At 73.9% G+C, this 24,275-nt stretch carries 25 protein-coding genes and 1 pseudogene; 17 read left to right on the top strand and 9 right to left on the bottom strand.

What is annotated here, in order from left to right:
• The first annotated feature begins 82 nt into the window (after positions 1 to 82).
• Together V6U88_RS06970 and V6U88_RS06965 are read left to right on the top strand one after the other, a co-directional pair.
• Positions 83 to 874 carry a putative protein N(5)-glutamine methyltransferase gene (locus V6U88_RS06970; protein WP_334450933.1) on the top strand — a complete coding sequence of 264 codons (792 nt, stop codon included), beginning with the start codon at positions 83 to 85 and terminating at the stop codon, positions 872 to 874.
• A 135-nt stretch (positions 875 to 1,009) separates the two neighbouring features.
• Entirely contained in the window at positions 1,010 to 2,062 is a 1,053-nt protein-coding gene (locus V6U88_RS06965; RefSeq protein WP_334450932.1) for an ROK family protein, read from the top strand.
• Positions 2,063 to 2,208: 146 nt separating this feature from the next.
• On the opposite strand, the gene V6U88_RS06960 is transcribed toward V6U88_RS06965, so the two are convergent.
• Positions 2,209 to 2,409, bottom strand: a complete 201-nt coding sequence (locus V6U88_RS06960; RefSeq protein ID WP_334450930.1) for a DUF397 domain-containing protein — start codon at positions 2,407 to 2,409, stop codon at positions 2,209 to 2,211.
• Between the two features lie 4 nt (positions 2,410 to 2,413).
• Positions 2,414 to 3,259: a helix-turn-helix domain-containing protein gene (locus V6U88_RS06955; protein ID WP_334450929.1), complete on the bottom strand. Its 846-nt coding sequence runs from the start codon at positions 3,257 to 3,259 to the stop codon at positions 2,414 to 2,416.
• A gap of 262 nt (positions 3,260 to 3,521) precedes the next feature.
• Between V6U88_RS06955 and V6U88_RS06950 the strand changes: the two genes are divergently transcribed.
• A complete protein-coding gene (locus tag V6U88_RS06950) occupies positions 3,522 to 3,755 on the top strand; it encodes a hypothetical protein (protein ID WP_334450927.1) in 234 nt (77 codons plus the stop codon).
• A gap of 151 nt (positions 3,756 to 3,906) precedes the next feature.
• Positions 3,907 to 5,007, top strand: coding sequence for a D-alanine--D-alanine ligase family protein (locus V6U88_RS06945; RefSeq protein ID WP_334450926.1), 1,101 nt, complete (start codon positions 3,907 to 3,909; stop codon positions 5,005 to 5,007).
• Between the two features lie 111 nt (positions 5,008 to 5,118).
• On the opposite strand, the gene V6U88_RS06940 is transcribed toward V6U88_RS06945, so the two are convergent.
• A complete protein-coding gene (locus V6U88_RS06940; protein WP_442934578.1) occupies positions 5,119 to 5,814 on the bottom strand; it encodes a DUF3515 family protein in 696 nt (231 codons plus the stop codon).
• Entirely contained in the window at positions 5,815 to 6,048 is a 234-nt protein-coding gene (locus V6U88_RS06935; protein WP_013284547.1) for an Lrp/AsnC ligand binding domain-containing protein, read from the bottom strand.
• Positions 6,049 to 6,170: 122 nt separating this feature from the next.
• Between V6U88_RS06935 and V6U88_RS06930 the strand changes: the two genes are divergently transcribed.
• Both V6U88_RS06930 and V6U88_RS06925 read left to right on the top strand, forming a co-directional pair.
• A complete protein-coding gene (locus V6U88_RS06930; protein WP_334450916.1) occupies positions 6,171 to 7,109 on the top strand; it encodes a thiamine-phosphate kinase in 939 nt (312 codons plus the stop codon).
• 22 nt (positions 7,110 to 7,131) lie between these two features.
• Positions 7,132 to 7,593: a GNAT family N-acetyltransferase gene (locus tag V6U88_RS06925; protein WP_334450914.1), complete on the top strand. Its 462-nt coding sequence runs from the start codon at positions 7,132 to 7,134 to the stop codon at positions 7,591 to 7,593.
• Positions 7,594 to 7,828: 235 nt separating this feature from the next.
• Here the strand turns inward: V6U88_RS06925 and rpmB are convergent, their stop codons facing one another.
• On the bottom strand, positions 7,829 to 8,020 hold the full coding sequence (gene rpmB / locus V6U88_RS06920) for a 50S ribosomal protein L28 (protein ID WP_088963534.1): 192 nt from the start codon (positions 8,018 to 8,020) through the stop codon (positions 7,829 to 7,831).
• Positions 8,021 to 8,334: 314 nt separating this feature from the next.
• On the opposite strand from rpmB, the gene V6U88_RS06915 reads away from it, so the two are divergent.
• Positions 8,335 to 9,960, top strand: coding sequence for a DAK2 domain-containing protein (locus V6U88_RS06915; RefSeq protein WP_334450909.1), 1,626 nt, complete (start codon positions 8,335 to 8,337; stop codon positions 9,958 to 9,960).
• Positions 9,957 to 12,158: an ATP-dependent DNA helicase RecG gene (recG, locus tag V6U88_RS06910; protein ID WP_334450907.1), complete on the top strand. Its 2,202-nt coding sequence runs from the start codon at positions 9,957 to 9,959 to the stop codon at positions 12,156 to 12,158. The genes V6U88_RS06915 and recG overlap by 4 nt, the downstream gene beginning before the upstream one ends.
• An 830-nt stretch (positions 12,159 to 12,988) precedes the next feature.
• Here the strand turns inward: recG and V6U88_RS06905 are convergent.
• The gene (locus tag V6U88_RS06905; protein WP_334450906.1) at positions 12,989 to 13,930 is read right to left on the bottom strand and encodes a cell wall anchor protein; all 942 of its coding nucleotides are present in this window, start codon (positions 13,928 to 13,930) and stop codon (positions 12,989 to 12,991) included.
• A gap of 304 nt (positions 13,931 to 14,234) precedes the next feature.
• Positions 14,235 to 15,482: a cell wall anchor protein gene (locus V6U88_RS06900; protein WP_334450904.1), complete on the bottom strand. Its 1,248-nt coding sequence runs from the start codon at positions 15,480 to 15,482 to the stop codon at positions 14,235 to 14,237.
• A gap of 313 nt (positions 15,483 to 15,795) precedes the next feature.
• Between V6U88_RS06900 and rsmD the strand changes: the two genes are divergently transcribed.
• The 8 genes from rsmD (at position 15,796) to mutM (ending at position 21,148) form a co-directional block, all read left to right on the top strand.
• Positions 15,796 to 16,359: a 16S rRNA (guanine(966)-N(2))-methyltransferase RsmD gene (rsmD, locus tag V6U88_RS06895; RefSeq protein ID WP_334450902.1), complete on the top strand. Its 564-nt coding sequence runs from the start codon at positions 15,796 to 15,798 to the stop codon at positions 16,357 to 16,359.
• Positions 16,356 to 16,844 (top strand): pantetheine-phosphate adenylyltransferase, encoded by a 489-nt coding sequence (gene coaD / locus V6U88_RS06890; RefSeq protein ID WP_334450901.1) that lies wholly within the window; start codon positions 16,356 to 16,358, stop codon positions 16,842 to 16,844. Before rsmD ends, coaD begins: the two co-directional genes overlap by 4 nt.
• 171 nt (positions 16,845 to 17,015) lie before the next feature.
• The gene (locus V6U88_RS06885) at positions 17,016 to 17,513 is read left to right on the top strand and encodes a hypothetical protein (protein ID WP_334450900.1); all 498 of its coding nucleotides are present in this window, start codon (positions 17,016 to 17,018) and stop codon (positions 17,511 to 17,513) included.
• A 110-nt stretch (positions 17,514 to 17,623) separates the two neighbouring features.
• Positions 17,624 to 18,187, top strand: coding sequence for a YceD family protein (locus tag V6U88_RS06880; protein WP_334450899.1), 564 nt, complete (start codon positions 17,624 to 17,626; stop codon positions 18,185 to 18,187).
• Between the two features lie 5 nt (positions 18,188 to 18,192).
• The gene (gene rpmF / locus V6U88_RS06875) at positions 18,193 to 18,366 is read left to right on the top strand and encodes a 50S ribosomal protein L32 (RefSeq protein WP_088963525.1); all 174 of its coding nucleotides are present in this window, start codon (positions 18,193 to 18,195) and stop codon (positions 18,364 to 18,366) included.
• Between the two features lie 116 nt (positions 18,367 to 18,482).
• Complete coding sequence (locus V6U88_RS06870; protein ID WP_334450892.1) at positions 18,483 to 19,454, top strand: phosphate acyltransferase PlsX; 972 nt, start codon at positions 18,483 to 18,485, stop codon at positions 19,452 to 19,454.
• Positions 19,455 to 19,506: 52 nt separating this feature from the next.
• Entirely contained in the window at positions 19,507 to 20,298 is a 792-nt protein-coding gene (gene rnc, locus V6U88_RS06865) for a ribonuclease III (RefSeq protein WP_334450890.1), read from the top strand.
• A complete protein-coding gene (gene mutM, locus V6U88_RS06860) occupies positions 20,291 to 21,148 on the top strand; it encodes a bifunctional DNA-formamidopyrimidine glycosylase/DNA-(apurinic or apyrimidinic site) lyase (RefSeq protein ID WP_334450888.1) in 858 nt (285 codons plus the stop codon). The genes rnc and mutM overlap by 8 nt, the downstream gene beginning before the upstream one ends.
• Before the next feature lie 182 nt (positions 21,149 to 21,330).
• Here the strand turns inward: mutM and V6U88_RS30240 are convergent, their stop codons facing one another.
• The gene (locus tag V6U88_RS30240; RefSeq protein WP_442934587.1) at positions 21,331 to 22,239 is read right to left on the bottom strand and encodes an RNA-guided endonuclease TnpB family protein; all 909 of its coding nucleotides are present in this window, start codon (positions 22,237 to 22,239) and stop codon (positions 21,331 to 21,333) included.
• A 664-nt stretch (positions 22,240 to 22,903) separates the two neighbouring features.
• Between V6U88_RS30240 and V6U88_RS06855 the strand changes: the two are divergent.
• Positions 22,904 to 23,290: pseudogene (locus V6U88_RS06855) on the top strand (MMPL family transporter); the annotation flags it as partial.
• 46 nt (positions 23,291 to 23,336) lie between these two features.
• Here V6U88_RS06855 and V6U88_RS06850 read toward each other — a convergent pair.
• On the bottom strand, positions 23,337 to 24,227 hold the full coding sequence (locus V6U88_RS06850; RefSeq protein WP_334450886.1) for an endo alpha-1,4 polygalactosaminidase: 891 nt from the start codon (positions 24,225 to 24,227) through the stop codon (positions 23,337 to 23,339).
• Positions 24,228 to 24,275: the final 48 nt, after the last annotated feature.

Genomic DNA, 24,275 nt, shown 5'->3' with positions numbered 1-24,275 from the left:
GGAACGGCGCTCCCCTCCGAGTCCCCGTCGCACCGTTAGGTGACGGCCGGGAGCGCCGACGAGCGTTCCCGAAAGGCATCCGATGGCACCGACCGCGTTCCGCCCCGACCGCCCCGCCCTCGTCTCGCGGCTGCGCGCCGCCGGCTGCGTCTACGCCGAGGACGAGGTGGAGCTGCTCCTCGCCGCCGCCGACTCCGCCGAGACGCTGACCGCGCTCGCCGACCGCCGGGTCGCCGGCGTTCCCCTGGAACACCTGCTCGGCTGGGCCGAGTTCTGCGGGCTGCGGGTCGCCGTCGACCCCGGCGTCTTCGTGCCCCGCGCGCGTACCGCCCTGCTGGTGGAGGCCGCCGCGGCGGTCGCCGGGCCGGCGCCGGCGGTGGTCGACCTCTGCTGCGGCTCCGGCGGCACCACGCTCGCGCTCGCGGCCCGCCTCGCCCCGCGCTGGCTCGCCGCCGTGGACGTGGACCCGGCCGCGGTGGCCTGTGCCCGGCGCAACCTCGCCGGCCGGGACGTGCCGGTTCTGGCCGGCGACCTGTACGACCCGCTCCCGCCCGCCTGGCGGGGCCGCCTCGACCTGGTGGTCGCCAACGCCCCGTACGTGCCGACCGAGGCGGTGGCGCTGCTGCCGGCCGAGGCGCGGCTGCACGAGGCGCCGGTGGCGCTGGACGGCGGGACGGACGGGCTGGCCGTGCTGCGGCGGGTGGCGCAGGGCGCGATGGAGTGGCTGGCGCCCGGCGGCCACCTGGTGGTGGAGATCAGCGACCGCCAGGCGGAGGCGCTCTGCGCGTCGATGCGCGCGCTGGGCCTGGCGCCGACGGTGGTGCGCGCCCCGGAGTGGGACGCCACTGCGGTCACCGCCCGCCGGCCGGGCTGAGCGAGCGGGCCCCGCCCGCCGGGCTGAGCGGGCGGGCCCGTCGGGTGGCCCGGGTGCGATGGCCGTTCGCGGCATGGCGGGGGCGGGAAACGGGAACTAGCCTCGCCATCAGGTTCGCATCGGGAGGCGGTGGCGGTGGGCGGCGAGGACGTGCCGGTGGTGGTCGGCCTGGACAACGGTGGCACGAGCGACAACGCCACCGTGCTCACCCTGGACGGCCGGTTCCTGGTCGACGGGCTGCTGGAGATCCCCAGCGAGGTCCAGGCCGGGCCGGAGGCGGCGATCGAGGCGCTGGCCCGCGCGCTGGACGGCGTGCTCGCGTACACCGGGGTACCGCGTGAGCTGGTGCGGGCGGTCGGGCTGGACACGCCGGGCCCGGCCAGCGCCACCGGGGTCATCTCGTCCCGGGGGTCGACCAACTTCGCCCAGCCGGCCTGGCACGGGTACGACGTGCGCGGCGCGCTGGAGCGGCGGCTCGGCCTGCCGGTGGTCTACCACAACGACGGCAACGCGGCCGCGCTCTACGCCCACCACGTCCACTTCGGAGCGGACGCGATGACCCGGTCCTCGGTGTCGGCGATCGTCGGCACCGGGCTCGGCGGCGGGGTGGTGGAGAACGGCCGGGTGGTGACCGGCGCGGCCGGGATGGCCGGCGAGTTCGGGCACGTGCACATCCCGCTGACCGGGCTGCTCGCCCCCGGCCAGCCGGAGCCGACCTGCGCCTGCGGCTTCGTGGGGGACGCCGAGAGTATCGCCTCGCTGACCGGGATCCGGCGCAGCCTGCTGCCGTACTGGCTGGCCCGGCACCCCGGTCACCCGCTCGCCGCCGAGCCCGTCGAGCGGGCCGCCAAGCTGCTGCGCGGGTATGCCGAGCGGGGCGACGAGCTGGCCCGGGAGGTCTTCGCCCAGCAGGCGGCGGCGCTCGGCCGGCTGTTCACCATCGCGGCCAACTTCACCGACCCGCACGCGTACTTCGTCGGGGGTGGCGTGGTGGAGGCGGCGCCGGAGTTCCGGGAGTGGTTCCTCGCCACCGTGCGCACGCACACCGTGCTCCGCGCCGAGCAGGCCGCGGCGGCCACCTTCGCCCTGGTCCCGGACCGCGACATGGCCGGCGCGCGCGGCGTGGCCATCGCCGCCCTGGAGAGCCTCCGCGCCACCCCGGCCCCCCACCCCACCCTCGCCACCTGACCCCACCCTCGGCCCGCCCTCAGCCCACCCTCGGGCGCTCCACCGGGTTGATCAAGAAGTTTGCGTCCCGGAGCGGGCCCTCCGGGACGCAAACTTCTTGATCAACCCGGTGGTCGGGATCCGGGGTCGGGATCTGGGGTCGGGGGTCAGGGGCGGGGTGGGGCGGTGGTGAAGGCGGCCCAGGCGGCCGGGGGGAAGAGCAGCACCGGGCCGGCCGGGTCCTTGGAGTCGCGGACCGCCACGAGGTCCGGCACGGTCGCCAGCTCCACGCAGGCGCCCTGGTCCCCGCTGTATGTGCTCTTGCGCCAGCTGGCCGTCGCCAGCGCCGCGCTGATCGTCGGTGTCATGGTCCTACCGTCCCTTCAACAGTTGCAGGAGCTGGTCGCGGCTGTCCGTCGGGCTGAGCGCCACGGTCCGCAGGTGTTCCATGATCTTGGTGCAGGTACGCAGGTCGCCCGGCCGGTCGAGGACCATCTGCCCGGCCACCGTCTCCACCGAGGCGATGATCGGGTCCTCGGGGTCGGCGAACTCCAGGATGTGCAGCGAGCCGCGGGTGCCCCGGTGGTAGCCGGCCGCCAGTGGGATGACCTGCACCGTGACGTTGGGCAGCTCGGCCATCTTCAGCAGGTGGTGCAGCTGCCGCTCCATCACCGACCGGTCGCCGACCGGGCGCAGCAGCGCGCCCTCGTCGATGATCGCGTCGAAGATGGGCGGGTTGTCGGCGGTGAGGCGCTGCTGCCGGTCCAGCCGTAGCTGCACCCGCTGCTCGACCTGGTCGTCGCCGAGGGTGTGCGGCCCGCCGCGCATCACGCCGCGGACGTAGTCCGCCGTCTGCAACAGGCCGGGCACCACCGAGGGCTCGAAGTTGGCGATGCCGGTGGCCTCCGCCTCCAGCGCGATGAAGTCGATGGTGCGTTTGTCCAGCAGGTGCGAGTACGGCACCCACCAGCCGGGCTTGCGGGTGTCCTTGGCCAGCTGCACCGCCGCCGCGATGTCGTCCGGCCCGACGCCGTAGAGGCTGAGCAGCGCGCGCACGGTGGCGGGGCTGACCAGCGTCTGCGCGTTCTCGTACCGGGACAGCGTGCTGCGGGTGCTGTTGATCTCGTCGGCGGCGGCCTCGAGGGTCAGGCCGGCGGCCTCGCGATGGGTACGCAGGGCGATGCCCAGCCGGCGGGCCCGGGCGGTCTTCGGAGCCATACGTCGATGGTGACATATCTTTCCGGGAACGTGTGCATGAGAGAACGTCGATGAGAGTTGCATTCACGCGTGTCCACCTGTCAATCTGTGATGGCGTCCTCACCAACGGTTGTCGTGGCGACGGCGGTGGTGAGCGACCGGAGGGGATGGGGCGCGTGGCGATCGGGTTTACTCCCCCGTACCCGATCGCCACGTGCCACCCGCGACCGTCCACCGGGAGGACTTCGCCGATGACCGCGACCGGACACCGGGGTGAGCGGCGATGACCCGTTTCCTCGTGGTGCTCACCGACGTCCGCCCCGTCGAGGGCGAGATCCGGGACGAGCGACGGGCCCCCGAGCGGCGCCGCCAGGTGGTCGGCGCGAGCAGCCGGGAGGCCGCCGACCGGATCGCCGGTGCGTTCATGGCACTGGGCATGGTGCGCGCCGGACGGCAGCGGGTGAAGGTCATCGCGGTCGGTCGCCGGCACGGTGCCGTCAGCGTCGGGAGCGACTGAGTCGACTACGCACCGTATTGGTACGGGTGACCGTTTGCGAGGGAGGTACGCGTCCTCCCGGGTATCGCCATCGGCGCGCCGCCACCCACAGTAAGGTCGACCGGGTGAGCGCCGCTGGCGGCTCCGCAGTCGCGTACCGAGAGGTGACCCAGTGACCACCCCAGGCAAGACCCGCGTGGCGATCGTCTTCGGCGGCCGCAGCCCCGAACACGGCATCTCCTGCGTCAGCGCCGGCAGCGTGCTCGGCGCGCTGGACCCGGACGAGTTCGAGGTGGTGCCGGTGGGCATCACCCGCCAGGGGCAGTGGGTACTGGCCAGCGGGGACCCGAGCCGGCTCGCCATCAGCGACCGCAAGCTGCCGGAGATCACCGCCGGCTCCGGCGCCGAGGTGGTGCTCCGCGCCGACCCGACCGCCGGTGGCCTGATGGTGCTCGACCCGACCGACGGTCCCCGGGCGCTCGCCGACGTGGACGTGGTCTTCCCGGTGCTGCACGGCGCGTACGGCGAGGACGGCACCATCCAGGGCATGCTGGAGATGGCCGACATCCCGTACGTCGGGGCGAACGTCTTCGCCTCCGCCGCCGCGATGGACAAGGAGTTCACCAAGAAGCTCTGCGCCGCCGAGGGTATCCCGGTCGGCCCGTACGTCGTGCTGCGCAACGGGATGACGCTCAGCGAGCAGGACAAGCAGCGGCTCGGCCTGCCGGTCTTCGTCAAGCCCTCCCGGGCCGGCTCGTCGTTCGGCATCACCAAGGTCGACGACTGGGCGCAGCTCGACGCGGCGGTCGCCACCGCCCGCGAGATCGACACCAAGGTGCTGGTCGAGGGCGCGATCGTCGGCCGCGAGATCGAGTGCGGCGTGCTGGAGGGCGAGGCCGGCGGTGCGCCCGAGGCGTCGGTGCTGGCCGAGGTGCGGGTGGTCTCCGGCCACGACTGGTACGACTTCGAGGCGAAGTACATCGACGACGCCTGTGAGTACGACATCCCCGCCGGGCTGCCGGACGAGGTGACCCGGCAGGTGCAGGAGTACGCCACCCGGGCCTTCACCGCGTTGGACTGCTCCGGCCTGGCCCGGGTCGACTTCTTCGTCACCCCGGAGCTGGACGTCTACCTCAACGAGATCAACACGATGCCCGGCTTCACCCCGACGTCGATGTTCCCCCGCATGTGGGCCGCCGCCGGCCTGGAGTACCCCAAGCTGGTCAACCGCCTCATCCGCACCGCCCTGCACCGCCACAGCGGTCCCCGCTGACGCCCGCGCCCGGGCCGCAGGCTCCGCCCTCGTACACGGAAAGAGTGGCTGTTCACGCGTGAACGACCACTCTTTCCGTGACACTGCGCCCCGGAGGGGGCGGGTCGGGGGTCAGGCGGTGCAGCCGGCGGGGGGTCGACCGCCGGAGGGGACCGAGGCGACGATGGTGTCGGCGATCGGGGCCACCCACTGCAACGGCTGCTCGTACGCGCGGGGCACGGTCACCCGGACCACGGTCTCCCGGTCGACGGTGGTGAGCACGGTGGCGTCCGCCTCCTCGGCGGCGTGCCAGCAGACCTTGTTGACGGTCCAGACGTCGTCGGTCGGGGCGAACGACGGCGCGGCGCCGCCGCAGGCCACCGTGAGCGCCGGGTCGCCGTACGCGGCGTTCTGCTCGGCGCCGGCGGTCACCGGCCGCTGGGGCAGGTCCCGCACCGACGGCGGCAGCTGCGACATCAGCGCCCGGCAGACGACGGCCGGCCGGGCGTCCAGCGCCGGGGCGGCCATCTCGACCGGGGCATTGGACTGCCCGCGGGCGGTCGTGGCGGTGGGGCTGGGCGCGGGGGCCGGGGCGTCCGGCGCCAGCTTGGCGAAGGTGAACCCGGCCACGGCCACGGTCACCGGCAGCGCGACCAGGGTGGCGAGCAGCGCGGCCCGGCGGGTCGACCGGTCCCAGCCCGACTTACCGGCGGCGGTCGGCGCGGCCGGCTTCTTCGCGGTCGGTCCGGCCGGCTTCCGGGCGGTGGCCGGAGCGGTCGGTTCGGCCGGCTCGGCGCCGGCGGTCGGGGAGGAAGTGATCTCGTCCACTTACAGGCGCACCACCGAACATGTGAGGGTGCGGGTGATGCCGGGCACCATCTGCACCTTGCTGACGATGAGTTTGCCGAGCTCGTCGACGGTGTTCGCCTCGGTGAGCACCACCACGTCGTACGGCCCGGTGACGGCGTCGACTCGCACCACGCCGGCAAGGTCCGCGATCAGCCCGGCCACGTCACGTGCCCGGCCGACCTCCGTCTGGATGAGGATGTACGCCTGTACCACGACTCGACCTCCGTCCGTCGCCGCCCGTGGGCGGCCCGAAGGGTGAAACTACCTTACGGAGCAGGCGTGATCCCTATCGGTGGTCGAGAGGAAGCAGTGAGCGAGCGCGGCGAGGGAGTGGCATGAGTGTCGCGGGTGTCGGAGAGTTCGGCCTGATCGACCGGGTGACCGCGCGGCTGACGTACGGGCCGGGCTGCCTGCTCGGCCCGGGCGACGACGCCGCGGTGGTGGCCGCCCCGGACGGGCGGGTGGCCGCGTCGACGGACGTGCTGGTCGAGGGACGGCACTTCCGGCGGGACTGGTCCGGCGCGCGGGACGTCGGGCACCGGGCGGCGGCGGCCAACCTGGCCGACATCGCCGCGATGGGGGCCACCCCCACCGCGCTGCTGGTCGCCCTCTGCATGCCGGCGGAGCTGGAGACGACCTGGGCGGAGGAACTGGCCGACGGACTGGCCGCCGAGGCGGCCAAGGTCGGGGCGAGCGTGGTGGGCGGGGACATGTCCGCCAGCCCCACCCTGACCATCGCGGTCACCGCCCTCGGCGACCTCGGCGGCCGGGCACCGGTGCTGCGCTCCGGGGCGCGGCCGGGGGACGTGGTCGCGGTGGCCGGGCGCAGCGGCTGGGCGGCGGCCGGGCTGACCGTGCTCTCCCGGGGGTTCCGCACGCCCCGGCTGCTGGTCGAGGCGTACCGGCGGCCGGAGGTGCCCTACGCGGCCGGCCCGCACGCCGCCCGGCTCGGCGCCACCGCCATGATCGACGTCTCGGACGGGCTGCTGGCCGACCTGGGTCACGTGGCGAAGGCCAGCGGGGTCGGCGTCGACGTGCACCGGGACGCCTTCGAGGTGCCCCGCCAGATGCGCGACGCCGCGCAGGCGCTCGGCGTCGACCCGTACTCGTGGATCCTCGGCGGGGGCGACGACCACGCGCTGCTCGCGACCTTCCCCCGGTCGGTCGCCCTGCCCGAGGAGTGGCGGCCGGTGGGCCGGGTGGTAGAGGGCGCGGGCGTCACCGTCGACGGTGAGAAGTACGACGGTCCGGCCGGCTGGGACCACTTCCGGTAAGGGGTGGTCGTACCCTTTGCCCGTGAGTGAGATCGAGATCCGCCCGCTGGCCTTCGACTCGCCGGTGGCGCGGTCGCTGATCAGCGCGGCCCTGGCCGACCTCGGCGAACGGTACGGCGGCAGCGGCGACGACACGCCGGTCGACGCGGCCGAGTTCGTCCCACCGCAGGGCGCCTTCCTCGTCGCCTACCTCGACGGCGAGCCGGTCGGCTGCGGCGGCTGGCGCAGCCACGGCGACGACACCGCCGAGCTGAAGCGGATGTACACCGTCCCGGCGGCCCGGGGGCGCGGGGTGGCCCGCGCGGTGCTGGCCGCGGTCGAGGAGTCCGCCCGGTACCACGGGCGCAAGCGGATGATCCTGGAGTGCGGCGACAGGCAGCCCGAGGCGATCGCGATGTACACCTCGGCCGGCTACGAGCGGATCCCCAACTTCGGCTTCTACGCCGACGCGCCGGGCTGCCTCTCCTTCGGCCGTACCCTCTGACCCGCCCACGGCCCGGCGGGGCCGGTCTCAGCCGACGCTGATCTGCACCAGTCCCGCCGCGTGCCGGGCGGCCCGGGTCGCCTCGGCGGGGTCGTCGCCCCAGGTCGGCACCAGGCCGCTGCGGCGGGCCGAGGAGACGACCTCGCCGGGGACGAACGGACCCGGACACGACAGAACCGGCGGACCGTGACGGCCCGCCGGTGCTGGCGTTCTTCGAGCTGGAGGCGTTACCGCGTCAGGCGCGGGTCACCTTGCCGGCCTTGATGCACGAGGTGCAGACCTGCATCTTCTTGGTGTTGCCGCCACCGGCCGGGGTGCGCACCGACTGGATGTTCGGGTTCCAGCGGCGGTTGGTCCGCCGGTGCGAGTGGGACACGTTGTGGCCGAAGCCCGGTCCCTTGCCACAGACGTCGCACACGCTAGCCACGGGATACTCCTGGGATTGATACGTTCATGAGGTCGCCGGCAAGGCACTGCCCGGGCAACCCGGCCAGGTTACCCGATGACCGGGGTGACCGGCCAACCGCCCCGAGCGGAGCGGCCCGATGTGAGTCGGGCCACCGTCACGGCCGCCCGACCAGTCCGTCCCCCGGGTGAACGCCGACACGGGGACGCACCACGAGATTAGCTTGCCGGAGCCTCCGGTGCGATCGGGGCTCACCCGCCGCCCGGCAGGGGGACACGCCGGGGCGCACCGGCCGGCCCGGGCGGGTGTCGGTGCGCGACAGTAGGCTTCTGGCCGTGCTGGACACCCTCGACGCCGCCGCGGTGCGCCGCTGGTGCGCGGGTGGGCTGACCGCACTGCGGCGCCACCAGGGCGAGATCGACGACCTGAACGTCTACCCCGTCCCCGACGGCGACACCGGCACCAACATGGTGCTCACCCTCACCTCCGCCCAGCAGGCGCTGGCGATGGATCTCGACACCCTCCCCGGGGACGGGCCCACCGCGCACGGGCACGCGCTGCGGCTGATGGCGCGGGGCGCGCTGCTCGGCGCCCGGGGCAACTCCGGGGTGATCCTGTCGCAGATCCTGCGGGGCCTGGCCGACGCGCTCGCCGCCGTCCCGGCCGTCGGCGGCCGGGAGCTGGCCACCGCGCTGCGCGCCGCCGCCACGGCGGCCTACGCGGCGGTCGCCCGCCCGGTGGAAGGGACGGTGCTCACCGTCGTGGCCGCGGCGGCCACCGCCGCCGAGCAGGCCGACAGCGACGACCTGCGCACGGTGGCCCGGGCGGCGGCGGGGGAGGCCGTCCGCGCCCTGGCCCGCACCCCGGAGCAACTGCCCGAGCTGGCCCGGGCCGGCGTCGTCGACGCCGGCGGCCGGGGGCTCTGCCTGCTGCTCGACGCGCTGGTCGAGGTGATCACCGGCGAGAGCCCACCCCGGCCGGCGCCGGTGACCCGCACGGTCCGCCCGCCGCTCACCACCGTCCGCGAGGCCGGCTCCGAGGAGTACGCGTACGAGGTGCAGTTCCTGCTCGACGCCGACCACGAGGCGGTGGCCCGGATGCGCGCCGAACTGGCCACGCTGGGCGACTCGCTGGTGGTGGTCGGCGACGGCGCCGCACCGGCGGCCTCCACCACCTGGAACGTGCACGTGCACGTCAACGACGTCGGTGCCGCGATCGAGGCGGGCGTGGTCGCGGGCCGGCCGTACCGGATCTCGGTGACCCGCTTCGCCGACCAGACCGCGCCGGCCCCCCGGCCCGGCCCGCCGGTCGACGGCCGGGCGGCCGTGGTGGTCGCGGCCGGCGCGGGCATCGCGGAGCTCTTCGCCGGCGAGGGCGCCACCGTGGTGCCGGGCAACCCGTCCACCGGCGAGCTGCTGGACGCGATCCGCACCACCGACGCGGCCCGCGTGGTGGTGCTCCCCAACGACCCGAACACCCAGGCCGTGGCGAGCGCCGCCGCGAAGGAGGCGCACCGCCTGGGGATCAAGGTCAGCGTGGTGCCGACCCGCTCGCCGGTGCAGGCGCTGGCCGCGCTCGCGGTGCGCGACCCCAGGCGGCGCTTCGAGGACGACGTCATCGCGATGGCCGAGGCCGCCGGGGCCTGCCGGTACGCCGAGGTGTGCCACGCCAGCCGCGAGGCGTTGACCGTGGCCGGCCCCTGCCGCCCCGGCGACGTGCTGGCGCTGGTCGAGGGTGAGGTGCACCTGATCGGCGCCGACCTGGTCGACACCTGTGCCGCCGTCGTCGACCGGATGCTGGGCGGCGGTGGCGAGATGGTCACCCTGCTCACCGGCGCGGACGCCCCGGACGGCCTCGCCGAGGCGGTCCGCGCGCACGTCGGCCGGCGCTGGCCGTTCGTCGAGGTGCAGGCGTACCCGGGCGGCCAGCCGCACTATCCGCTCCTGGTGGGGGTCGAATGACGTCCGAGCCGTCCACGGTGGACACGCCGCTGAAGAAGCTGGTCGGGGAGAAGACGGCCAAGGCCCTGGCCGCCCACCTGGACCTGCACACCGCCGGCGACCTGATCTACCACTTCCCCCGCCGGTACGACGAGCGCGGCGAGCACACCGACATCCGCTCCCTGGACGTGGGGGAGCAGGTCACCGTGCTGGCCCAGGTGCAGCGCACCGCGGTGCGACCGATGCGCCAGCGCCGGGGCAACCTGCTGGAGGTGACCGTCGGCGACGGCTCCGGCGGCGTGCTCACCCTGACCTTCTTCGGCAACCAGGCGTGGCGGGAACGGGAGCTGCGCCCCGGGCGGTGGGGGCTCTTCGCCGGCAAGGTCACCGAGTTCCGGGGCAAGCGGCAGCTCAACGGCCCCGAATACCAGCTCCTCGGGGATTCGACCGACGGCGAGGCGGCGGCCAGCGAGGAGATCGAGGAGTTCGCCGGGGCGCTGATCCCGGTCTACCCGGCCGCCGCGGCCGTACCGACCTGGGTGATCGCCCGCTGCGTCCGGGTGGTGCTGGACACCTTCACCCCGCCGGAGGACCCGCTGCCGGCGACCGTGCGGGCCAGCCGGAACCTGGTCGGCATCGGCAACGCGCTCCGCGAGATCCACCGCCCGTCCAGCAAGGAGGAGCTGTACCGGGCGCGCCGGCGGCTCAAGTGGGACGAGGCGTTCGCCGTGCAGCTCACCCTGGTGCAGCGCAAGCACCGGGCCGCGTCCTGGCCGGCCCGGCCCCGCCCGCCGAAGCCCGGTGGTCTGCTCGACGCGTTCGACGCCCGGCTGCCGTACGAGTTGACGCCCGGCCAGCGGGACGTGGGCGTCGAGATCGCCGCCGACCTGGCCACCCCGCACCCCATGCATCGGTTGTTGCAGGGCGAGGTGGGTTCCGGCAAGACGGTGGTGGCGCTGCGGGCCATGCTCCAGGTGGTCGACGCCGGCGGCCAGGCGGCGCTGCTCGCCCCGACCGAGGTGCTCGCCGCGCAGCACCATCGGGGCATGCTCGACCTGCTCGGCCCGCTGGCGATGGCCGGTGAGCTGGGCGCGGCCGACGACGCGACCCGGGTGGAGCTGGTCACCGGTTCACTCGGGGCGGCGGCCCGGCGACGGGCCCTGACCGAGGTCGCCGAGGGGCGGGCCGGCATCGTGCTCGGCACCCACGCCCTGCTCTACGAGGGCGTGGACTTCGCCGACCTCGGCCTGGTGGTGGTCGACGAGCAGCACCGCTTCGGCGTCGAGCAGCGCGACGCGCTGCGCTCCAAGGCCGACCAGCCGCCGCACGTGCTGGTGATGACGGCGACCCCGATCCCGCGCACGGTCGCGATGACGGTCTACGGCGACCTGGAGACCTCCACCCTGTCCCAGCTGCCGCAGGGCCGCTCGCCGATCGCCTCGCACGTGGTGCCGGCGGCGGAGAAGCCGGCCTTCCTGGACCGGGCCTGGCGCCGGCTGCGCGAGGAGGTCGCCGCCGGCCACCAGGCGTACGTGGTGTGCCCCCGGATCGGCGAAGGCCCGCAGAGCGAGGAGGAGCCGCCGCGGGAGGACGACAACGGGCGACGGCCGCCGCTGGCCGTGACCGAGGTGGCCCCGCTGCTCGCCGAGGGGCCGCTGCATGGGCTGCGGATCGGTGTCCTGCACGGCAAGCTGCCCGCCGACGAGAAGGACGCGGTGATGCGTTCCTTCGCCGACGGCAACCTGGACGTGCTGGTCGCCACCACGGTGATCGAGGTCGGCGTCAACGTGCCCAACGCCACCGTGATGATCGTGCTGGACGCCGACCGGTTCGGCGTCTCCCAGCTGCACCAGCTGCGCGGTCGGGTGGGCCGGGGCACCGCCCCCGGGCTCTGCCTGCTGGTGAGCGAGGCGGCCGAGGGGTCCTCGGCCCGGGAACGCCTGGACGCGGTGGCCTCCACGACGGACGGTTTCAAGCTGGCCGAGCTGGACCTGGAACAGCGCCGGGAGGGCGACGTGCTCGGTGCCACCCAGTCGGGCCACCGCTCGCACCTGCGACTGCTGTCGCTGCTGCGCGACACCGACCTGATCCGCGACGCCCGCGCCGAGGCGATCGCCCTGGTCGAGGAGGACCCGGAGCTGGCACGGCATCCGGCCCTGGCCGCATCGGTCGCCGCGCTGGTGGACGAGGAACGCGCCGAGTACCTGGAGAAGGGCTGACCGGCCGGCGTTGCGTGCTCTCGGTGCCGGCACCCGTCGCTTTGTCGGGTGCCGACCGATCAGGCTGTCAGTGGCTCCGCCGGACCGGACCACTGTCGTGGCCCCTGTCGAAGCTGGTGACGTAGACGATTCACGGCGGTGTGCCTCGCCTCGCCTGTCGGGCGTGGCTCCTTTGGAGCTGATGACGCAGGCGATTCACGGCGCCGTGCCTTGTCCGCGCCTGTTCGTCGGGGCTCCTGTCGAGCTGATGACGTAGACGATTCACGGTGCCGGGCCTCGCCTCGCTCGCCCCTTGCGGCTGGCCCCGGTCGCTCCCTGCCGTGCCGTCGCACCCTGCCCGGGCGTGCCACGGCATCGCCCCGCACTCGCCCGCGCTGAATCGTTTACGTCATCAGGTCTAAAGGACGCGCAGGGGTGAAGTGCGCCCTGCACGGCTACGTGCGCCGCGCCGACCGCCCAACCGCGAGCCGAGCGCCCCAACCGCGCCCGACCGCGTGCCGACCGCCCGGACCGCGCCCGACCGCGTGCCGACCGCCCGGACCGCGCCCGACCGCGTGCCGACCGCCCGGACCGCGCCCGACCGCGTGCCGACCGCCCGGACCGCGCCCGACCGCGTGCCGACCGCCCGGACCGCGCCCCGACCCCGCCCTGACCGCGCGCCACCACGGCGCAGGTGCCGACCGCGCGCCGGAGGCGCAGGCCGGGTGAGCACCGGTCGAGCTGATCCGCAGCTGGGCGCCATCGCGGACTCCGACCGGGACGGGGCGGGAACGGCGCGAGGGCGCGCCGACCGGTCGGTCGACGCGCCCTCGGCTTCAGGCAGGTGGTGCTCAGGCGGTGAAGCGCACCCGGCGGCGGCGGGCCACCACGAACAGGATCGCGCCCGCGGCCAGCAGCACGACGGCACCGGCGGCGATGCCACCGGTGGCGGCGCCGGTGACCGGGAGGCCGCCACCCTCACCCTCGTCGCACTTCTTCGGCTGGGTGTACTCGATGGTCTCGGAGCCCTCGACCACGTCGTAGGAGACGGTGACCTTCAGGCCCGCGTACGCGTCGAAGCTGACCGAGCTGGTCTTGCCCGGGGTGGACTCGAGCTTCTTGGTGACGCCCTTCTCGGTGGTGAACGTGGCGGTGAAGGGGATGCCCTTCGCCGGGTTCTCCACGATGAAGGTCATCTCGTCGCAGGTCTCCTCAAGCCGGAACACCGGCTCCTCCGGCGCGCTCGGGGTGCTCGACGGGGTCGCGGTCGGGCTGGTGCTCGACGGCGACGGGGTGACCTCGGGAGACTTGGTCGGCTCCGGGGACTTCGTCGGCTCCGGGGTGGTCGGCGACGGCGACGGCGACTCGGCCGGGCCGCAGTCGCCGGCGGGCTGCGCGGTGACGGTGCGCTCCTCGGTGATGATCCGGTCGCCCCGGTCCCACCGAGCCTCGACGGTCAGCTTCAGCTCGGGCAGCGCACCGGTGAAGGTGTGCGACTGGGTGCCGGTCAGCACCCCCTCACCCTTCTTCGGCAGCGGCGCGTTCAGCGCCAGCGCGCCGGTGACGTCACCCGGCACCGTCGAGACGAGCTTGGTGATGGTGCCGGCGAGGTCGGTCTCGCTGTTGCCGACGGTCCAGTTGACAGTGATCTTGCCGTCCAGCGCGGCGCAGAAGGTGCCCGACGGCTCGGGGTGGTGGGCCATTGCGGGGCCGGCGACCGTCGCGACGCCGGCGAGGCCGATCAGCGTGCCGGCGGCGATCGCCGCGACGCGCCGGAACTTCAGGCGGTTCACGTGTACTCCTGACGGGGGGAGGTGCGCGGGGTGTGCGGCCGGGAGGCGGGAGCCGGCGGGACCGAGGGTCGTGGCTCAGCGCGGCCTCCTCGGGCCACGGCGCGTCCGCGCGAGCGTACGCGCCGGGTGACTGTACCGACGGGTAGCGGGCCGCCTCGCAGCCGACGGCGGTTGTTGCCGTTTCGAGATCATCGATATACCGACCGTCACCGGACGACTGCAACCAGGTCCATGGTGGACGGCGGGTACGCGAAGGGCGCGCCGACCGGTGGAGTCGGCGCGCCCTCACGGGGACCACAGTGGATCAGGCGGTGAAGCGGATCCGTCGGCGTCGCGCCATGACGAAGAGCACCGCGCCGGCCGCCAGCAGGGCGAGCGCGCCCGCGGCGATGCCGCCGGCCGCCGCGCCGGTCACCGGCAGGCCGGGCTCACCGCCGCCCGTGCCGCCCTCGGCGCAGTCCTTCGGCTGTTCCCAGGCCAGCGGGCCGCCGGAGTCCAGGTCGCCGGTGACCGTGACGGTGAGGCCCTTGCTGGCCTTGAAGCTGACCGACCCGGTACGGCCCGGCTCGACCGTCAGCGTCTTCGCCTCGCCCTTGCTGGGGGTGAAGGTCGAGGTGAGGGTGGCGCCGTCCTCCGGGTTGCTGATCTGGAAGATCATCGCGTCGCAGGTCGACTCGAAGCCGGCTTCCGGAGCACCGACCTCGGGCTGCTGGCAGTCCTCGGGCTTCTCCCAGTCGCCGGAGAAGTCCGGCATGCCCTTGGCGGTCACGGTGACCTTCTGCGCCTGCCCGGGGTTGAGCTTCCGGGTCTCGATCTTGCGCATGGGGACGGTGACGGTCTCGGTGAAGCCGCCGCTGCCGGTGATGGTGAAGGTGGCCGCCGCGTTGCCGGTCCGGTTGACCAGGGTCAGCTCGACGCTGCCCTCGCAGTCGGACTCGGCGATCACCTCGGGCACAGCCGAGCAGGTGCCGGAGCCGCCGTTGTACCAGCCCTGCGGGCCGGTGGAGCGGGCGCCGATGCCGGCGGAGCTGCCGACCTTGCGGTTGCCGTACCGGTCGCTGGTGTCGGTCAGCGGGTCGATGATGGTGCTGCCGAAGACGAAGTCGACCTGGGTGTAGCAGTTCGGCACCTCGACCCGGAAGTCCAGGGTGGCCACGCCCAGGTCACCGGCGCCCACGCCGACGAACTTCTTGACCGACTTGTCGAGCACGTACTGCGGCACGGCGAACTTCGCCGACGGCGTCACGTACGACACCAGGGCCAGCTCCTGCTCCTCGCCGGCGCAGAGCGGGCCGTTGGTCAGGGTGATCGAGGCCTCGCCCTTCGGCCCGTCGAAGGTGTGCGTGTACTTCGCGTCGGCGGCCTTGACGCAGTCCGGCGCCGGCTGGGTCGGGCTGCTCGGCGAGGCGGTCACGGTCGGGGAGGCCGACGGCGAGGGCGACGTGTTGGTGGCGCTCGCTGGCGCCGTGAAGGCGAACGCCGTGGCGAGGCCGGCCAGCGCGGCGGCGGCCACGGCGAGCGGTCGCCGGGGCGACAGCTGGGGACGGATCACGCGTACTCCCGGGGTGAAGAAGCGTCAGGGTGCGGCGTGGGGTGGCGGTGCTCTGGTCGTGGTCGCATGCGGCACGTCCCGCGACGGCGCGCTCCCCGCGCCCTGCGGCCGGCGGAGGGTCGCCGGCACCCGGCCGACCCTAGTGAAATCGCCACCCACGGCACAGCGCTCAGGATCGGCTAAGAATGATGTTATAAATCTGAGATCATTGATGAACCGGTCGTGATCATCCAGGCACCCGATCGGGACGGACCGTGTCGGCCGGCCCGGCCCGCCCGTCGCGTAGCGTCATCGTCATGAGCAGGGGGAGACCGTGACCCGGATCGTCGCCGGCACGCTCGGCGGCCGGCGGATCGCCGCGCCGCCCGGCGCCGGCACCCGACCCACCTCGGACCGGGTCCGCGAGGCGTTGTTCAGCGCGGTGCAGGCCGAGATCGACCTGGTCGGCGCCCGCTTCGCCGACCTGTACGCCGGCTCCGGCGCGGTCGGGCTGGAGGCGCTCTCCCGGGGCGCCGAGCACGTGCTGCTGGTCGAGTCCGACCCGCGGGCCGCCCGCGTGATCAGGGAGAACGTCGCCGCGCTCCGGGCCACGCCGGCCGCCCGACTGGTCACCGGCAAGGTGGCCGGCGTGCTCGCGGCCGGCCCCGGCGGCGAGCCGTACGACGTGGTCTTCGCCGACCCGCCGTACGCGGTGCCCGACGCCGAGATCACCGCGATGCTGGCCGCCCTGGTGGAGCACGACTGGCTGGCCCCCGGCGCCCTGGTGGTGGTGGAGCGTTCCAGCCGCACCGGCCCCGTCGAGTGGATGCAGGGCGTCACCGCCGAGCGCAGTCGCCGTTACGGCGAGACCACGCTTTGGTACGGTCGCCGATCATGAGACGTGCGGTGTGTCCCGGCTCGTTCGACCCGGTCACCAACGGACACCTCGACATCATCGGACGGGCCAGCCGGCTCTTCGACGAGGTGATCGTCGGCGTGCTGGTAAATCAGGCGAAGAAGGGCCTGTTCACCGTCGAGGAGCGGATCGACATGCTCCGCGAGGTGACCTCCTCGTATGAGAACGTCCGCGTCGAGTCCTTCCGCGGCCTGCTGGTCGACTTCTGCCGGGCGCAGGAGGCCAGCGTGCTGATCAAGGGCCTGCGGGCGGTCAGCGACTTCGACTACGAGTTGCAGATGGCCCAGATGAACATCGGCCTCGCCGGGGTCGAGACGCTGTTCATGCCGACCAACCCGCTCTACTCGTTCCTCTCCTCCAGCCTGGTCAAGGACGTGGCGAAGTGGGGTGGCGACATCTCCGCGCACGTGCCGGACGTGGTGCGCCACGAGCTGGTCGCCCGGCTCGGCCCGGAGCACCGGGGCTGACGTTCGCCGCGCACCGCCGCCCGCCGGAACCGGCGGGCGGCTCGTCGCGACGCGCCGCGCCGGGGCGGATGGGGCGAGGCTCGCCCGCACACGACATCATGAGTGGAGCGGGAATCCGGCCGTAGCCCGCATCATGTAGGTCGGCCGACGAACGACAGGAGTGAGGTACCGGTGGACCCGCTCGATCGCATCGACGAACTGATCGCCATGGTGGAGCAGGCCCGCTCCGTCCCGATGTCGCGGAACAACTGCATGGTCGACCGGGGCGAGATGATCGCGGCCCTGGACGAGCTTCGCGGCGAACTCCCCGCCGACCTGCGTCGCGCCGCCGCCCTCCTGGAGGAGCGGGACAAGATCATGGAGGCCGGCAAGCGGGAGGCCGACCGGATCATCAGCGAGGGTGAGGCGGAACACGCCCGCCTGGTGTCGGTGAACGAGATCACCGTCTCGTCGGAGCACGAGGGGGCCCGGATCATCGCCGAGGCCCGGGCCGAGGCGCAGCGGCTGCGCGACGAGGTCGACGACTACGTCGACACCGCGCTGGCCAATTTCGAGCAGTTCCTCACCCGGGCCCTGGCCTCGATAGAGCGTGGCCGGGACAAGATGCACGCGCTGCGGGAGATCGGCACCTTCGGTGGGGATGAGGCGGAACGCCCGCTACCCTTTTGAGCGGCACCTCATCGCACCGACACACAGGTCGGGCGCTGCCCCCGGTTCGACGGTGGGGCGGTCGCCCAGGTAACCTTTTTTGTCGGCCTCTCACCGGCCGGAGTCTGACTATGCCCAAACACTCGCCATCGACACTCAACCCCAGGTCGCCGCTGGTCCTCGACACGAGGGACCTGCCGCGTCGGCCTGGCGCGTTGCGTACGGTCAAGCGGGTCGCCCCGGCACCGGCGGACCTCGGCGTGGAGTTGATCGGCGTGCCGGAGGGCGCGGACCTCGACCTCGACCTGAGGCTGGAGTCGGTGTCCGAGGGCGTGCTCGTCTCCGGAACCATCAGCGGTCCCGTCCGGGGCGAGTGCGGCCGGTGCCTGCGCCAGATCAACGACTCGGTGGTCGTGAACATCCAGGAGCTGTACGCGTACGAGAACAGCACCACGGACGACACGACCGACGAGGACGAGGTGGGCCGGATGCAGGGCGATCTGATCGACCTGGAGCCGGCGCTGCGGGACGCGGTGGTGCTGACGCTGCCGACGAACCCGCTCTGCCGGGAGGACTGCCCAGGACTGTGCCCCGAGTGCGGGGTGCACTGGGACGATCTGCCGGCCGACCACAGCCACCAGCAGATCGACCCGCGTTGGGCGGGCCTGTCGCAACTGAACCGTACAGAGGAGTAGGAACCGTGGCCGTCCCGAAGCGCAAGATGTCGCGCAGCAACACCCGGTCCCGCCGGGCGAACTGGAAGGCGGCCGTGGTCGCGACCGTGGCCTGCCCGCAGTGCAAGTCGGCCAAGCTGCCGCACGCCGCGTGCTCCGTCTGCGGCACGTACAACGGCCGCCAGGTCCTCGAGGTCTGAGACCTGGACGCCGAGTGACGCCCCCGACCACGGGTCGGGTGGCGCGCGCACCCTGGCGATCGCCCGGTGCCCCGGCTCCCTCCGACGCCGGCCGGCCCGCTCCGGCCGGCGTTTCGATGGAGCCGGGCACCGCGCGGATCGCCGTTGACCTCCTCGGCGGGGACGACGCCCCCGCCGTCGTGGTTGACGGCGCTCTGCGAGCCGTACGCGCCGATCCGGACCTGCACCTGCTGCTCGTCGGCCCGACCGAGGTCGCGGCCGCGCTGATCGACGCCCTCACCCCGGAGCAGCGCGCCCGGACCACGCTCCGGCCGGTGCGGTCCGCCGCCGGCCCGGCGCACCACGCGCCGCGCGCCGACAGCACCGTCCGCGCGGCCGTCGCCGCCGTCCGCGACGGCGCCGCCGACGCGCTGGTCTCCGCCGGTTCGACCGGCGCCACCGTCTCCGCTGCCGCGCTCGGCTTCGGCCGCTGGGCGGAGGTCCGTCGGCCGGCCCTGGTGGCCACCCTGCCGGCCGTCGCCGGCCCGGTGGTCCTGCTCGACGTCGGCGGCTCCCTGGAACCCCGCCCGCTCACCCTGGCCCGGCACGCCGTGCTCGGCGCCGCCTACGCCGCGCTCACCCACGCCGTCGACCGGCCCCGGGTGGGCCTGCTGTCGGTGGGCACGGAGGCGGGCAAGGGCGACCGTCCCCGCAAGGCCGCCGACGCCCTGCTCGCCGCCGCGTCGCTGCCCTGCGGGGCGCGCTACGTCGGCCTGGTCGAGGGGTACGACGTCTCCCTCGGTGAGCGCGCCGACGTCATCGTCACCGACGGCTTCACCGGTAACGTGCTGCTGAAGGCGATCGAGGGCGCGTACGCGATGGCCGGCGGCCCGCCCGCCGGCGGCGGCGCCCCCCGGGCGGCGGCCCTGCTCGGGGTGGCCGGGACGGTGGTGGTGTGCCACGGCGCCGCCGGGGCCGACGACGTCGCCTCCGGCATCGCCCTCGCCGCCCACCTGTGGCGGCGGGGCACCAGTGAGCGGGTCCGCGCACTGCTCGACGGCGCCGTCTCCTCGCCGGTCGGTGACCGCACCGAGGACGTACGACCGTGAGCGCGAGAACGGGGTTCGCGCCCCCGGCAGTTCCGAACGAAGAGGTAGGCCCATGACGAACGACAAGCGGCGGCGTGCTCCCCTCGATCACCTCGAGGCGGCGTTCGGTGTGACGCTCGACCCCGAGCTGCTGGAGCGGGCACTCACCCACCGCTCGTACGCCTACGAGAACGGCGGCCTGCCCACCAACGAACGGCTGGAGTTCCTCGGCGACTCGGTGCTCGGGGTGGTGATCACCACCGCGCTCTTCCGCAACCACCCGGACCTGCCCGAGGGGCAGCTCGCCAAGCTGCGGGCCAGCGTGGTGAACATGCGCGCCCTGGCCGACGTGGCCCGGGGCCTGGGGCCGGAGGGGCTCGGCGCGTACCTGCTGCTGGGCAAGGGTGAGGAGAGCACCGGCGGCCGGGACAAGGCGAGCATCCTCGCCGACACCCTGGAGGCGCTGCTCGGCGCGATCTACCTCCAGTACGGCCTGGAGACCGCCGCGATCGTGATCCACCGGCTCTTCGACCCGCTGATGGCGGAGTCGGCCGGCCGGGGCGCCGCGCTGGACTGGAAGACCAGCCTCCAGGAGCTCACCGCCGCGTTGGGGCTGGGCGTCCCGGAGTACCGGATCGAGGGCACCGGCCCGGACCACCTCAAGACCTTCACCGCGTGGGTGGTGGTGGCCGGCAACCGCTACGGCGGGGCCGAGGGGCGCAGCAAGAAGGAGGCCGAGCAGCGGGCGGCCGAGGCGGCCTGGCGGGAGCTGACCGCGCAGGCCGAGAAGGAGCAGGCCGAGCGGGCCGCGGCGGAGGCCGGGGCGGAGACCGACCCGGCCGAGGCGGGACTGGGCCGTGCCTGAGCTGCCCGAGGTCGAGACGGTCCGGCAGGGCCTGGCCCAGTGGGTCACCGGCCGCCGGATCACCTCGGTGGAGGTGCGCCACCCGCGCGCCGTCCGGCGGCACGTCCCGGGCCCGGCCCACTTCGCCGACGTGCTGGCCGGCCGTACGGTCACCGACGTGCGCCGGCGCGGCAAGTACCTCTGGCTGCCGCTGGACAGCGGCGACGCCCTGATCGGTCACCTGGGGATGTCCGGCCAGCTGCTGCTGCAGCCGGCCGGCGCGGCCGACGAGCTGCACCTGCGGGTCCGGTTCCGGTTCGCCGACGACGGTCCGGAGCTGCGCTTCGTCGACCAGCGCACCTTCGGCGGTCTCTCCGTCAGCGAGGGCGGTGCCGAGCTGCCCACGGAGATCGCGCACATCGCCCGGGACCCGATGGACGAGGAGTTCTCCGACGCCGGGTTCGTCGCCGCGCTGCGGCGGCGGCGTACCGAGGTGAAGCGGGCGCTGCTGGACCAGACGCTGATCTCCGGGGTGGGCAACATCTACGCCGACGAGGCGCTGTGGCGGGCCAAGCTGCACGGCGCCCGCCCGACCGACGCGCTCACCGCGCCGGCGGCCACCCGGCTGCTCGGCCACGTCCGGGACGTGCTCGGCGAGGCGATCAAGCAGGGCGGCACCAGCTTCGACGAGCTGTACGTCAACGTCAACGGCGAGAGTGGCTACTTCGACCGGTCGCTCAACGCGTACGGGCGGGAGGGTGAGCCCTGCCGGCGGTGCGGTACGCCGATCCGCCGCGAGTCGTTCATGAACCGGTCGTCGTACAGCTGCCCGCGCTGCCAGCCGCGGCCCCGGGGCGCCCTGAAGGGGTGACCCCGAGCCGGCTCGGGGTTGCGCCGGTGTGCCATCCCCGGGCGTGCCGGAGATCGGCCTGGTTTGTCCGGCTGTCCACTCCGCTCACCCGCACGGCCGGGCTGCGCCGCCTCCGGGAGGAGCCGGGGCGGATCTCCGATGTCCGCGCCCGCCGGTTTCCCTAGTGCGGTGTCCACTAGCGTTCACCGGGTTTCCGGTGGTCGTTGTGGATCCTCGCTTTTCGAGCGAGCGACTCCCCACGAATGTGGTGGGGCGGGCCTCCGCGGGCCAACTGATCCTCGCGCCGCCTGTGGTGGGCGGCGGGGATCACGCCGGGACCGGCCGGCACCGGGCAGGTGCCGGCCGGCTCGACGGTGCGTGAGCACCTCGGGCAGCGCAACGGCTGCTGGGGTGGTGGGTCCGCCGCCCGGGCTGCGGGTGGCGATGCTGGCGGCCGCGACCAGGTCGCGGTGCCCGGAGAACTGGCAGTGCGGGCAGGACATGCTCCGCCCGCGCGGTTTCGGCACCCGGCGGTGACAGACCGGGCAGGTGGACGAGGTTCCCCGTTCGTCAACCAACCGGACGGTGATGCCGGCCAGGGTGGCCTTGTCGGTGAGGATCTGCAGGAGCCGGCCGATCTGCCACTGCCGCAGCCGCAGGTTGTGCCGCCGCCCCGCCGCGATGTCCAACACCCCGCGCGGGTCGCCGACATGCAGCACACCCACCCGCCGCCGCACCGCCCAGGACACGACCGCGGTAGCGGCTTCGTGCTGGGCCTGACGCACCCTACGCCGGTGCCGGCCTTCCACCAGGCGGACGCGGCGCCGGTGCTGGCGCCACCGCCGCGACCCCCGCTGACCCGGTTTCGGTGCGCGGCGGGCCACGGCCCGACGGCGGGCCTTGCTGTCGGCCAAGTGCATGCGGTGCTCCGCGCGGACAGCCCGCCCCGACACCAACAACCCCTCACCGTCCGGGCCGGCCACCGCATACGGGTGAATGATCCCCACATCCACCCCCGCCACCCGGCCCGGGTCCGGCCCCTCACCCGGCGGATACACCGCCACCGGAACCTCGGCGCTCACGTCGAGGAACAGCCGGCCACCCTCACACAGCAGGGTGACCGAGCGGACCTGCTCGACCGGTTACGGCACCTCCCGCGCCAGCGTGACCCACAACGACGACGTGCCCCTGGCCGTGGGAAGGCGGACCCGACCGCCGTCAAGGGTGAATGTGCCGTGATACCAGCGCACCGGCATCAACGCCCGCCGACGACGCGGAAACCCCGCCGACACGTCACCGTCGCGGCGGCGCTTCGCCGCAGCGAACCACGCATCCGAGAACCGCCGAAACACCGACCGGGCACCCGTGCTGTCCAACTCGCCGAACGTGCCCGGCCCCGACCCGGACAACTCCCGACACAACTGCTGATAACCAGCCAGCGGCGCATCCCGGCGACGCCGTCGCCACGCGTTGACCTCCAGGACACACGCCCACACGTCACCGGCCGAGCGCAGCAACCCGAAACACCGCCGCCGCTGCCCAGCCGTCACCCGCAGAGCTACACGAGCCGTGCGATACACCACCCGAGGCCCGGTGGGATCCCGACGGCGAGGCACAACCACACCCAACCCCACGGGTACGACAAAATCCAGCAGGAGCCAACCCGGCGAACGTTAGTGGACACCGCACTAGCGTCGACACCGTCGGCAGCGGGCCGACGCGTGGAGGGGGCCCGGGCGATGGGCAGGAGACCGGTGACGGTGCGATTGGCGCGTCGTGGTGCTCTTCGGGCTCTCCATGGACTACCACGTCTTCGTGGTCAGCCGGATCCGTGAGGGGATCCGGGCGGGCATGTCGAATTCCGAGGCGGTGGCGTACGGGATCACCTCGTCGGCGGGCGTGGTGACCAGCGCGGCGGTCGTCATGGTCGGGGTGTTCGGGATCTTCGCCTCGCTCAGCACGATCGACATGAAGCAGCTCGGCATCGGGCTGGCCGCCGCGATCCTGCTGGACGCCACGATCATCCGCGCGGTGGTGCTGCCGTCGCTGATGACGCTGCTCGGCGACGCCAACTGGTGGGCCCCGCGGTTCCTGCGGGAGAAGCCGGCCACCCCACCGGCCGACCCACCCGCCCCGACCCCGGAGCTGGTCGGCGCCCGCTGAATCCGACGCCGAAGAGGCCCCTGCTCACGCAGGGGCCTCTTCGGCGTCAGGCGAGCTGGCAGGGGTCGCGCCAGGCGTCCAGGGACCGGTTCTTGCGGATGGAGGCGAAGCCGTACCCGAGGGTGGTCACGCAGAACGTGGCGGTGTGCCCGGTGTACTCGACGTGGAAGACCGGCTTGTCCGCGTCGGCGAAGGGCAGCAGCTTGGCGCAGACCTTCAGCCGGACGCACTCCTCGACGACGGCGAAGTCGAAGTCGGGTGCGAGCGCGGCGACCTGACCCACGTCGTTCATCAGCCCGGGGGAGAGGTCGAGCTTGCGGGCCAGCACGGCCAGCCGCCGGTTGAACGTCAACTGATCGTCGAAGGTAAGCGGGAAGCCGGAGCGGTGCGCGTACCCGTCGGCGTCGGCGAGCGCCACCGCGCCGAAGCCCTTGCCCCGGCAGAGCCGGAACCGGTCGGCCAGCACCGGCTCCAGCACGTCCCACCGGCGTACGTCGAGCCAGCGGCGCCGCTGCGTCCGGTCGGTGGGGGCGCCCCGGAGCGCGGGCGGGAAGCGGGTGGCGTCCGGGTCGGTGCCGGCGTACGACCCGACGTGCACCTGGCAGACCAGCCGGCGGTCCCGCCGGCGCAGCGCGGTGGTCTCCTCGGCGGTGGTGCGTACCGGGTCGAGCAGGAAGACGTCGGCGGCGACGTCGGTGTCGACCGGGCCGTCGAGCTGCCACTGCCACTGCCACCGGTGCGCGTACTCCGCCGGCCACGGCGTCGGCGCGCCCGGCGGGACCAGTGGCCGGTGGCAGGCGAACACCGGGCTGAGCAGGGTGAGCGCGACGGCGGCCGGCAGGGCCCGGCGGACTCCGCGCCGCGTCGGCGGCCGCCGGCGCACGGCGGCCGGCAGCGGCCCGCTGCGCCGCGCGGACGCTGGCAGCCGGATCCGCATGGGCAGCTCCCGGGTCGTCGGGCGGCACCGCGCCGCCCACGCGCCGTG

The organism is Micromonospora sp. CPCC 205739, assembly GCF_036906795.1.
Lineage (GTDB): Bacteria > Actinomycetota > Actinomycetes > Mycobacteriales > Micromonosporaceae > Micromonospora.
Note: the sequence above shows the minus strand (reverse complement) of the source record. Positions and strands in the feature narration are given on the sequence as shown.